This is a genomic window from Candidatus Nitrotoga sp. M5 (genome assembly GCF_927904885.1).
Classification (GTDB): Bacteria; Pseudomonadota; Gammaproteobacteria; order Burkholderiales; family Gallionellaceae; genus Nitrotoga.
Window position 1 is genome coordinate 35,429 of the sequence record NZ_CAKMNW010000059.1, and the last position, 6,851, is coordinate 42,279.

Below are 6,851 nucleotides of genomic sequence, written 5' to 3' on the forward strand. Positions count from 1 at the left end.
ATACGTCCGTCGTTGTTGATCTATTTATCCACTTGAGTGGCAATGTCGTTGAAAGCAGGTCCACCCCTCAATATCCGCCCCGGCGTCCTGCTCATTTTGAACGGAGATCCGGTGAGTAACAGCTCTCCGTTATTCAATCCGTGAACATTGACCAGCATGTCCCGTTCCACCGTCCGCTGGTTGGTCATCGTCTCCTCAATTGTACGGACCGGTGATGCGGGAATGCCCGCCCCCTGACACTTTTTAGCGACTGACGATGCCGCCTGCGATTTGGTCCATTCCGCAACGTGGCTGTTGACTATATCCCGCTCAAGAAGCCGACCCGATGCATTGGCCCATTTGAGATTGTCTCTCACATTTAAAAGCTTGCTTAGCGACATCCATTGTCGATCGTCCTCGACTCCAATGAAGACATCGCCTGTCCGTGTCGGATAGCAACCATAGGGGACGTAAAACTGATGCTGATTCCCCATACGCTGCACGTCGCCTCCTTGCCAAATTTTCGGCCAAAGAGACTGCGTCGCTGACGCACAAACGTCATACATCGAAACATCGATCAACTGCCCACTCCCGCCGCGATTTCTGTGGTGAAGCGCCGCAAAAATCGGGATACAAGCAAAAATCGGCCCTAACAGATCGGCCGCTGATACCCCAATTTTGGTTGGCAAATCGTCACCGGTCGCGCCCATCATGCCGGACATCGCTTGAATGACCGTATCGTAAGCCCGGTTACCGGAATAAGGGCCGGTTCGACCGAAACCGCTAACGGAACAGTAAACCAGGCTAAGATTACTTTTCTTGAATCGCTCATAGCCAAGACCGAGCCTCTCAATCACGCCAGGACCCAAGTTTTCAAGATAAACATCAGCGTCGTCTATGAGTTCGCGCGCCAGCTTGAGACCGCTCTTCAATTTTAGGTCGAGGACAATCGATCTTTTATTGGCGTTGTACAAGTGAAAGGGATATGCCGTCCCATCAAGTTGCGGTTGATAGTGCCGCATCCCGTCACCATCAGGCGACTCTATTTTGATCACGTTCATGCCCAATTCAGCCATCAATTTGGTCGCGAATGGCCCTGCACCGAAAACGCCGGATTCAACGATCGTCATTTCGAAAAGCGACCGCGCATTGAGCGATTTTCCTTGCCCTGCCGATTTGTGCTCAAGCATTCGTTCCGTGATGAACGCACGATCCGCATCCAGTACAGGACCGCATCCGACAATAATGCCGGGCGTTTCAGACATTTTGCATAGCGGACCGGCGACTGGAACATGCCCTCCCGCATTGTCCGGCACTTCGGCAACAATTCCTCGTGCCTTGGCATGCGGATCTTTAAGCATCTCAGTGACCGTTAAGATCGGTCCCGTTGGCACACCTATTGCATGTAGTTTCTCGACAACATTGCTCGTTGTCTGCGTCTTTACCCATTTGGCAACGAGTTCATCGACAAAGTCCACGTTATTCATCCGCTCGGGCAGCGAGTCTAGACGCCCACCTTTGAGATCAGAACGGCCCATCAGATCGCACAACCTTAACCATTGCGCGTCCGTGCTTGTGCAAATCATGATCCAACTATCCAGCGTCCGATAATTGTTCCAAGGGACACTACTCAAATGGCGATTACCTTGACGGGAAGGCGCACTACCGGTCATGAAATACTTCGGCAACCACAGCAAAAGTAACGTTATGAGGCAATCATACGACGCCATGTCGATCTGCTGCCCCCGACCGGAGTGATCCCGATGCAGTAACGCGGCAAGAATAGCCGTGACCGTGTAAAATGCTGCGACGTGATCGGCAAGGCCGCAACCGGCGCGAACTGGAGAATCTCCAGGAAATCCAGTGGTCGCGATAATTCCGGCCGCTGCCTGAATCACGCCTTCGCAGCCGTGTTTCCAAACCGTTGGCGGCATCGTGCCAAACGGCGTAAGAGTAACATAGATCAAATCCTCGCGCGCGCGCCAGGCGTCACCACCCAGTTCAAATTGCTCGCCATCGGTTAGCACAACGTCAGCCATATCAATAAGTTGACGAGCTAAATTCCGTTCACTTTCGTGATCCAAGTCAAGCGCAATGGACCGCTTGCCAGCTGACACGGAGTGCCAAACGTAACTTTGTCCATCACTATGAATTGGACCAACGTGCCTTAATGAATCTCCTTTGGGCGTTTCAAGCTTTATCACCGTTGCGCCGAGTTCAGCGAGGACACGACCGGCAAGCGCAATCGGCCATCCACCCCCTGCTTCGACAATCGTCAGGTCATCAATACACTGATTCATCTGTCCCGATCCAACTTAATTCGACCGTACTTTAAAAATGGCTCGGCGCAGGATCTCGTTCGGTCCATATCAATCGATTTGGATGTAATTTGTTGCTGCACTGACTTTGTAAGTACCTCTTTGAAAAATCTTTGTTCTGAGGTGATACCAAACACATCCATTCGTTAATTAACTCCCCATATCAAGAGCGGTAAATGCCTCGCGCCCAGCGCCTAACCAATTAATGCGGTTACTTTAATTGGCCTATATCAAACTCTTCTACATCTAGAGTTTCTAAGTTTTTCGTCGTTACTGAGCGCTATAATAGAGTTGCTCAATAATTTCTATATGCGTAATCGAATTCCGTATGATAGTATTATCTAATCGCGGGTTTATTGTCAACTCGCTTCCTAACGGCCCCAAAAGTGAAAGGCAGAAGCATATGCAAGACTACGAGGATTTGATCTATGAAGTTCGCTCTGGCGCAGCAACAATTACAATCAACCGACCAGACAAGCTTAATGCCCTTCGATCTCAAACATTTATCGAATTGCTTGACGCCGTACAGCGCGCCGCATGGGACAAGCATATCCATGCAATTGTTTTGACTGGGGCGGGCGATCGTGCGTTTTGCGTCGGAGGAGACACCGGGGAAAAAAAGCATGAGCGCGTGTCGCGCGGAGTTATTGGCGTACCACTTGAAGATTTACATTCCGCCCTGCGTGACGCTCCAAAGCCGACATTGGCTAAAGTACGCGGCTTTGCAATTGGAGGGGGTAATGTTTTAGCTACTGTTTGCGACTTGACTATCGCCGCCAAAAGTTCTGTGTTCGGTCAAGTCGGACCAAAAGTCGGCTCCGTGGACCCTGGCTGGGGCACGGCGTACCTAAGCCGGATCATCGGTGAAAAGAAATCGCGTGAATTTTGGTTCATGTGCCGCCGCTATTCCGCGGACGAAGCAATGACTATGGGACTTGTCAACAAAGTCGTAGCGGACGAGCGGCTAGACGCCGAAGTCAACCTATGGTGTGAAGAAATTGGTGAAAAAAGTCCGACGGCATTAGCGATCGCCAAGCGTTCTTTTAATGCCGACAGCGAAAATATTCGCGGCATCGGCGCACTCGGTTTTCAAGCCGTCTCGCTTTATTACGGCACCAATGAACAGAAGGAGCATAGCGTTGCCTTTAAGGAGAAGCGCAAACCAAAGCGCCACTAATCTTATTTTCTGTAACTAGAGGCGACATTGTGTCGTCTTAAGTAATCTCGGCGGACATGACATTGGACTACATCACGCAATCTGGACAATCTGACCTCCTTATTGAAAAGGAAAACTGCGTTGCGACTGTGACGATACGGCGGCCTCCGCACAACTTCTTCGATTCGAGTTTGATTTCACGAATAGCCAAAATATTCGAAACACTGGATCAAATGGCGGATTGTCGCGCTATCGTGCTTGCCGCTGAAGGTAAATCATTCTGCGCCGGATCCGACTTTTCCAAGCGTCAAGATTTAACTAATGCGCCGGATTCGCAAGGCGAGCATATTTATAAGGCGGCGGTACGCCTGTTCCGTATACGGAAACCGATCATAGCCGCGGTTCATGGTGCGGCCGTCGGCGGCGGGTTAGGCTTGGCGCTTATAGCCGATTTTCGCGTCTGTTGTCCTGAGGCGCGCTTCAGCGCGAACTTCAACCGAATAGGCATTCATCCAGGATTCGGGTTAACCGCCACTTTACCGCGTGTAATTGGTGCGCAGCGTGCGTCACTTCTTTTTTATACCGGACGCAGAATCACCGGCAACGAGGCTGCAAACATTGGCCTCGTGGATGTCTTAGTACCGCAAGCGGAGGTCTTAGAAGCGGCAAGAGCATTGGCTCAAGAGATTGCGCAGTCCGCTCCGCTTGCCGTACAGTCGACGCACGAAACAATGCGCCGGGGGTTAGCCGACGCCGTATCAATAGCCATTGAACGCGAATGTATGGAACAGGATTGGCAGCGGAGCACGGCTGATTTTCGCGAAGGGACGAAAGCAATGTTTGAACGCCGCAAACCAAAATTCTTAGGTGCCTGAGAGTTATATTCCTCCGGCTCACAAATTTTTTGAGGAAAAAAATGGACGACGATGTAGGTTTTCGAAAATGGCTCGGCATTCAATACCGTGATGTATCAGACAGTCGCGCCGTTGTTGCACTCCCTCTCGATGATGCGAAGCGCAATATTCGAGGCGTGGCGCATGGCGGAATCATTGCTTCCCTTCTCGATATCGCGATGGGAACAGCGGCATCCGGCGGCACTTATCAAACGCGCACACGCCTCGTTGTTACTCTTGAACTAAAGCTGAACTATCTAGCACCGGGAAGTGGGGACGAATTGGTGGCTATCGCGGAAGTCGTACGCAACGGCGGCCGCACGCTCGTCACACTTTGCAACGTGTTCACTGACAGCGGCGAAATCTGTGCCACAGGGTCGGGAACATTCATTGTCCGGAAGCCGCATAAAAATGATCCACCACGTCTTCGCCAACGTCAAATTGATTAAATCGGCCTATGCCGCTTATGGAATTTCAAAAAGTGGTCGGCTATATCCGACTCGATATCCCCCAGACCCGCCGGACCAAGGGCTGGGTAGCAGCGCGCTGTGGTAGTCATTAGAAACTCGGCTGGAACATCGAAAAAAATTCCTTGGGCGCGGAGGTACTCCATGTATTCGCGCCCATTTGCATCGAACGGCTTCAACAGCGCGTCGTCACAACTCGCTGCGCGGCCAGCGAAGTGGTCCACGCACGTCGCGAATTCATAACGCGCAAGATGTCCCTCCACAGCGTACGCGTTCGCAAGCCCAAAATATCCTGATCAACACACGGCGGTCGTCAACACGCCCCCGCGACTTATTCGGCAACAAAGGCACTATCGCAGACAACACAAAATCTGTTAAATCAAAACGCGCCGTCTGAGAGTCCCCTTAACTAAGAACGTCGGGCTTTCATCAATGTATTGAAATTGTCTTTATGGGTAAATGACCTTGTCTCAATTTCAATCACAATCGTCTTCATGTTTCTTGAGATAACCTAGTTCCTCTGAAATTTCCTCCGCCACAGAACGAATTTCTATAGCCAGTCGACCGCCCGGGTCTATATCGAAGTACTTGGACGCTCCAAAAATCGCGATAACGCCTGGGAGATCGCCCCTATAATCGAAAATCGGCGCAGCAAGCGCACTGGTCTCCTTATTAACCTCTCCCACAGTCCAGCCAAGCCCCAACTGCCTAATTTCTTCGCGCCATTTATTTAACTCGGCTTGCTTAGTTTTCAAACCTCTTGCGCCAATTCCGTACCGCAGGATCAACTCCTTTTGTAATAGTGGCTGGATACTAGCTTCGGGCATCCAAGCCGAGAATACACGACCAATCGCTGATGTGTACAATGGCAAAATTTCACCGACTCGAGTCGTTACTGTGATCGGCCTAGTTGCGTCTTCCACCCACACGACCGTCGGGCCACTCTGCGTCCAAATCGCCAGTGTCGATGAGAAGCCCGTTACTTTTGAAAGATTTGGCAGACGCTGGCTCGCGGCATGGATAACCTGTGCGCCGCTTATAGCCGCTACCCCAATTAATCGAGCATTCGGACCAAGCCTATAACGTCCATTATCGGCATCCTGTTCGACCATACCGGTGCGCTTGAAACTAACTAGATAACGGTGGGCCTTAGAGGCAGGAATTCCTGCAGCTTGGGCAATCGTTTTGAGCATCTGTAGGGGTGATTCTGCCGATAAGCGCGCCAAGGCAACCAACAATTCTATACCTGTCTCGACGGATTGAACGCCTCCTGGGCCATAGTTCCCGTCATCCTCTCGACGTTTGACTTTCATGTCCTCGGATGATGCTTTTTGTCTTGCCATATAGCCTTCGCTGCATTTGTCACTTGCTAAATCTTCGCTGCGCCACAGACTGGTGCGCCTCAAAACTTCATTAGTTAAGATTCTATCTAATATATATTGTCACTACTATTCGCGACCAATTTCCTATCACCACTGAAAATTACATTTGGATATATACCAGACACGGTGTCAGAAGAAAGTTGCTTGTGCCTTTGGAAAGTCGACTTTAGCGTTCACGGACTGTCCATCATCACATAAAATGGACTTAGTTATAGATCTAGTTAAAAATACCGTTCTCGTAAATAGTTCAGTCTCAGCCAGTAAGCAATACTAATCTCATAAGTTTTACCGCGACCGGGTGCTGTCATGTCTGGATGGCGCTCCTATGGCAAGGTAAAAATGTGATGTTTTCTGGCGGCTGGGTGCAGTCATGTCTCCGGCCTTTAAACGCGGCTTTTATCTTACAACCGCCGGCCCTGATGTTTTTCGCTGGAACTGATCCCTATCAGACTATCGCGCTTGAGTGGCGCAAGACAGCACCTCGGGTTTTTCAGTCCTGACGATTTCCATTTCGCCTTTGTTTCACATCATCCCGTAATCACTCCGCCAACTATAATGCCCAATAGGGGCAAATTCTGAATATTACTTTTCTTTAAGTCCTTTGTGAGGAAGCTTCCTTGAACATCGGGTTGTATGTCGTCTTTTGTGCCATAACC

General features: G+C 50.4%; 6 protein-coding genes. 3 read left to right on the forward strand and 3 right to left on the reverse strand.

Annotation, left to right across the window (positions count from 1 at the left end; genetic code table 11):
• Positions 1 to 20 precede the first annotated feature (20 nt).
• Positions 21 to 2,279, reverse strand: a complete 2,259-nt coding sequence (locus MJ770_RS11345; RefSeq protein WP_239254276.1) for a CaiB/BaiF CoA transferase family protein — start codon at positions 2,277 to 2,279, stop codon at positions 21 to 23.
• Between the two features lie 421 nt (positions 2,280 to 2,700).
• Between MJ770_RS11345 and MJ770_RS11350 the strand changes: the two genes are divergently transcribed.
• From MJ770_RS11350 to MJ770_RS11360, 3 genes are read left to right on the forward strand one after another with little or no spacing between them, the layout of a single operon-like run.
• Complete coding sequence (locus MJ770_RS11350; RefSeq protein WP_239254277.1) at positions 2,701 to 3,474, forward strand: enoyl-CoA hydratase-related protein; 774 nt, start codon at positions 2,701 to 2,703, stop codon at positions 3,472 to 3,474.
• A gap of 56 nt (positions 3,475 to 3,530) precedes the next feature.
• The gene (locus MJ770_RS11355; protein WP_239254278.1) at positions 3,531 to 4,328 is read left to right on the forward strand and encodes an enoyl-CoA hydratase/isomerase family protein; all 798 of its coding nucleotides are present in this window, start codon (positions 3,531 to 3,533) and stop codon (positions 4,326 to 4,328) included.
• Positions 4,329 to 4,369: 41 nt separating this feature from the next.
• A complete protein-coding gene (locus MJ770_RS11360) occupies positions 4,370 to 4,795 on the forward strand; it encodes a PaaI family thioesterase (protein WP_239254279.1) in 426 nt (141 codons plus the stop codon).
• On the opposite strand, the gene MJ770_RS11365 is transcribed toward MJ770_RS11360, so the two are convergent.
• A complete protein-coding gene (locus tag MJ770_RS11365) occupies positions 4,792 to 5,037 on the reverse strand; it encodes a hypothetical protein (RefSeq protein ID WP_239254280.1) in 246 nt (81 codons plus the stop codon). The genes MJ770_RS11360 and MJ770_RS11365 overlap by 4 nt on opposite strands.
• Positions 5,038 to 5,289: 252 nt before the next feature.
• Positions 5,290 to 6,156 (reverse strand): IclR family transcriptional regulator, encoded by an 867-nt coding sequence (locus MJ770_RS11370; protein ID WP_239254281.1) that lies wholly within the window; start codon positions 6,154 to 6,156, stop codon positions 5,290 to 5,292.
• Between the last annotated feature and the right edge of the window lie 695 nt (positions 6,157 to 6,851).

What these genes read in the sequence shown, in the direction of transcription:
- MJ770_RS11370 (WP_239254281.1), bottom strand. Translation starts at nt 6,156, where the DNA reads ATGGCAAGACAAAAAGCATCATCCGAGGACATGAAAGTCAAACGTCGA.
- MJ770_RS11350 (WP_239254277.1), top strand. Translation starts at nt 2,701, where the DNA reads ATGCAAGACTACGAGGATTTGATCTATGAAGTTCGCTCTGGCGCAGCA.
- MJ770_RS11345 (WP_239254276.1), bottom strand. Translation starts at nt 2,279, where the DNA reads ATGAATCAGTGTATTGATGACCTGACGATTGTCGAAGCAGGGGGTGGA.
- MJ770_RS11355 (WP_239254278.1), top strand. Translation starts at nt 3,531, where the DNA reads ATGACATTGGACTACATCACGCAATCTGGACAATCTGACCTCCTTATT.
- MJ770_RS11360 (WP_239254279.1), top strand. Translation starts at nt 4,370, where the DNA reads ATGGACGACGATGTAGGTTTTCGAAAATGGCTCGGCATTCAATACCGT.